The sequence below is a fragment of the Streptomyces sp. McG3 genome (assembly GCF_018619185.1).
In the GTDB taxonomy this organism is placed as follows: Bacteria; Actinomycetota; Actinomycetes; order Streptomycetales; family Streptomycetaceae; genus Streptomyces.
In genome coordinates this window covers 1-3,496 of sequence record NZ_JAAXYC010000497.1, presented here as the reverse complement: position 1 = coordinate 3,496, position 3,496 = coordinate 1, and the positions used below count along the sequence as shown (strand labels likewise).

The 3,496-nt window shown below is 70.9% G+C and carries 3 protein-coding genes; all 3 read left to right on the top strand.

What is annotated here, in order from left to right; translation table 11 throughout:
* The first annotated feature begins 37 nt into the window (after nucleotides 1-37).
* From HET64_RS37605 to HET64_RS37595, 3 genes are read left to right on the top strand one after another with little or no spacing between them, the layout of a single operon-like run.
* A complete protein-coding gene (locus HET64_RS37605) occupies nucleotides 38-898 on the top strand; it encodes an ATP-binding cassette domain-containing protein (RefSeq protein WP_215111721.1) in 861 nt (286 codons plus the stop codon).
* Nucleotides 895-2,151 carry a sugar ABC transporter permease gene (locus tag HET64_RS37600; protein ID WP_215111720.1) on the top strand — a complete coding sequence of 419 codons (1,257 nt, stop codon included), beginning with the start codon at nucleotides 895-897 and terminating at the stop codon, nucleotides 2,149-2,151. The genes HET64_RS37605 and HET64_RS37600 overlap by 4 nt, the downstream gene beginning before the upstream one ends.
* A gap of 39 nt (nucleotides 2,152-2,190) precedes the next feature.
* Nucleotides 2,191-3,363: a hypothetical protein gene (locus HET64_RS37595; RefSeq protein WP_215111719.1), complete on the top strand. Its 1,173-nt coding sequence runs from the start codon at nucleotides 2,191-2,193 to the stop codon at nucleotides 3,361-3,363.
* Nucleotides 3,364-3,496 lie beyond the last annotated feature (133 nt).

The following is a 3,496-nucleotide window of genomic DNA, read 5'->3' as shown; positions in this document are numbered from 1 at the left end:
GGCCACCACTCCCCCGCCCGCTCCGGAAGGTCGGTCCATGTCCGCTGACTCCTCTCCCTTCCCTCACGAGGCGCCGGGCGGCTCGCTGCTCTCCCTGCGCGGAATCAGCAAATCCTTCGGCGCCGTCGCCGCGCTCACCGATGTCGACCTCGACGTCGCCGCGGGGCAGGTCGTGGCCCTGGTGGGCGACAACGGCGCGGGAAAGTCCACCCTGGTCAAGGTCCTCTCCGGGGTGCACCAGCCGGACGCCGGAACCGTCCGCTTCGGCACCGGGACCGTGGCGATCACCTCCCCGGCCACCGCACAACGGCTCGGCATCGCGACCGTGTTCCAGGACCTCGCCCTGTGCGAGAACCTGAACGTGGTGGAGAACCTCTTCCTCGGGCGCGAGTTGCGTGGGCTGCGCCTGGACGAGGTGGGCATGGAGGTCCGCTCCCGTGCTCTGCTCGGGGAGCTGTCGGCGAAGATCCCCTCGGTACGCGTCCCGGTCGCGGCCCTGTCCGGCGGCCAGCGGCAGACGGTGGCCATCGCGCGGACGCTCCTGGGCGACCCCAAGGTGATCATCCTGGACGAGCCGACGGCCGCCCTGGGCGTGGCGCAGACGGCCGAAGTCCTCCATCTGATCGAGCGTCTGAGGGAGCGCGGCCTGGGCGTCATCATGGTCAGCCACAACATGGCGGACGTGCGGGCCGTCGCCGACAGCGTGGCCGTCCTGCGGCTCGGCCGCAACAACGGGGTCCTCGACGCGGCCGGGACGACGGCGTCGGAGCTGGTGGCGGCCATCACCGGAGCCACCGACAACGTGGTCAGCCGCCGCGCCGGCCGCGACCGGGCCACGGGCGACGAAACGGAACCGGCGTACAGGACCGGAGCGGCGCACCAGGGGGAAGCATCATGACGGAACCGGCCGCTGTCACGAGCCCGCGGCTCTCCCCCGGAAAGCCCCTCAAGCGAACGCCCCGGTCCGCCGGCGCGCGCGACCGCCTGCGAGCGGTTTTTGTCCGGCTGCGCGGCGGTGACCTCGGCCTCCTGCCCGTCCTCGCCGGGCTGGTCGTGATCTGGGTCGTGATGCAGATCCTCAACCCCGTCTTCCTGTCGAGCGCGAATCTCACGAACCTCGCCCTCGAAAGCGTGCCGGTCGGCATCATCGCCCTGGGCGTCGTCTGTGTCCTCCTCGTCGGCCAGATCGATCTGTCGGTCGGCTCGGTCAGCGGCCTCGGCGCTGCCGTACTGGCGGTCCTCTTCGTGGACCGGGGGCTGCCGGCCTGGCTCGCCGTCGCCGTCTCGCTGGCCCTCGCGGGTCTGATCGGCTGGTTCTACGCCCAGGTGCACAACCGGATCGGGGTACCCAGCTTCGTCATCACCCTCGGCGGCCTCCTCGGCTTCCTCGGCGTGCAGCTGTGGATACTCGGGCCCAAGGGATCGATCAACCTGCCCTTCGAATCGGGTCTGGTGGCCTTCGCCCAACTCCACTTCCTGCCTCCCTGGTTGGCGTACGCGCTGGTCGTCGCGGGCGCGGCGGTGCTGTACGCGACCGGTGCCGCCCGTGCGTCGGAGCGCCGCCGGGCGGGGCTCACCGCCGCCTCCCGGCGGCTGCTCGCCGGACGGAGTCTGGCACTGCTGGCCGGCCTCGGCGCGGCGGTCTGGTATCTCAACCGGGACCGGGGGGTGGGCTGGATGTTCGTGTTCTTCCTCGCCCTGGTGCTGGCGCTGCACTACGTCCTGTCCCGCACCTCTTTCGGGAAGTCGATGTACGCGGTCGGCGGCAACATGGAGGCCGCCCGGCGTGCGGGCGTGAACGTGAAGGCCGTTCTCACCACCGCGTTCGTGCTGTGCGCGACGTTCGCGTGCGTCGGCGGCGTCCTCTCCGCGTCACGGCTCGCGGCGGCCAACCAGAGCAGCGGCGGCGGTGACGTCAACCTCAACGCCATCGCGGCGGCCGTCATCGGCGGCACCAGCCTGTTCGGCGGCCGGGGCACCGCGTTCGCCGCGCTGCTCGGCGTTCTCGTGATCCAGTCCATATCCAGTGGGCTCACGCTGCTGAATCTCGACTCCGCGTACCGCTTCATGGTGACCGGCGGGGTACTGCTGCTGGCGGTGTCGTTGGATGCCGTGGCCCGGCGTTCGCGGGTCTCCCACGGCAGGGCCTGACGCACCTCCCATGCTCAGGACCACGATCTCGGAGGAACCATGCGAAGCCGAGCACCCGCGCACCTCGCCGCCCTGTTCCTGTCCACCGTTCTCGCGTCGGCCCTCCTGGCGGTGGGCGGGGGCGCGGCCCATGCCCGCACACCGGCGCCGCCCCCGTCTCCCCCGCTGCCCGCTTCCGTGGACGGCGGGGCCTGGTCGTCCGGACATCTCCAGGGCACGGCCATCGACCGCCGCAAGGGCCACCTGTACTTCTCCTTCACCGATCTGCTGGTGAAGACCGACCTGTCGGGCAGACCGATCGGCTCGGTCACCGGCTTCACCGGGCATCTGGGCGATCTGGACTTCAACACCGGTGACGGCCGGGTCTACGGCTCCCTCGAGTACAAGGCCGCCGAAGCGTTCTACGTCGCGATCTTCGACGGGGCCCGCATCACCCGGATGAACATGGACGCCCGGACCACCGGTGTGGTCTCCACCGTCCATCTCCGGGAGGTCGTGCGGGACTACACCGCCGATATGAACGGCGACGGGGTCTTCGACGGCGACACCGGCGACACCCCCGACCACCGCTACGGCTGCAGCGGCGTCGACGGCATCGCGTTCGGACCCGACCTGAACCGCCGGGGCGGCGGCCGACTCACCGTCGCGTACGGCGTCTACTCCAACACCGCCCGCTCCGACAACGACCACCAGGTGCTGCTCCAGTACGACGTGCGCGACTGGCGGAAGTACGAGAGGCCGCTCGTCGAAGGCGCTCACCACACCAGCGGCCCCGCCTCCCCCGACGGCAAGTTCTTCGCCCACACCGGAAACACCACGTACGGCGTCCAGAACCTGGAGTACGACCGGCACAGCGGCAACTGGCTGATAGCCGTGTACAAGGGCAGGAAGACGGCCTTTCCCCGCTACTCGCTCTACGTGGTGGACGGGTCGCGACCCGCCCGCAGGGGAGAGGTGAAGGGGCAGCCGCGCCCCGAGTCCGGCCGTATCCTCTCCCTCCTGCCGCGTGGGCTGCACCACGAGCCGTCCGGTGTGTACGGGTACGAGTCGGGCGGTCAGTACGGTCTGGTCTCGCTCGACGACGGCCGCTTCTACGTGGCCGAGGCCGGTACGGTCGACTCCGCAGGAGCCACACTGCAGACCGGCCGCGCGGTGCTGCACCGCTGGACGGGGGCGGTACCCGACCCCTTCACGGTGCTGGGACGCCCGTGACGAGCGTCATTCGCGTTCGTTCCCGGCCCGCCAGTGCTCGCACAGTGCCGACAGCTCCGCTTCCATCGCCGGTGCCTCGGTGTCCAGCAGCCGGACCTGGGCCCCGGGGCCCGCGAAGTCCGTCCGGTAGGGG

Bases quoted from the DNA above. Each gene is read 5' to 3' on its own strand.
- HET64_RS37605 (WP_215111721.1), top strand. From the start codon at position 38: ATGTCCGCTGACTCCTCTCCCTTCCCTCACGAGGCGCCGGGCGGCTCG.
- HET64_RS37600 (WP_215111720.1), top strand. From the start codon at position 895: ATGACGGAACCGGCCGCTGTCACGAGCCCGCGGCTCTCCCCCGGAAAG.
- HET64_RS37595 (WP_215111719.1), top strand. From the start codon at position 2,191: ATGCGAAGCCGAGCACCCGCGCACCTCGCCGCCCTGTTCCTGTCCACC.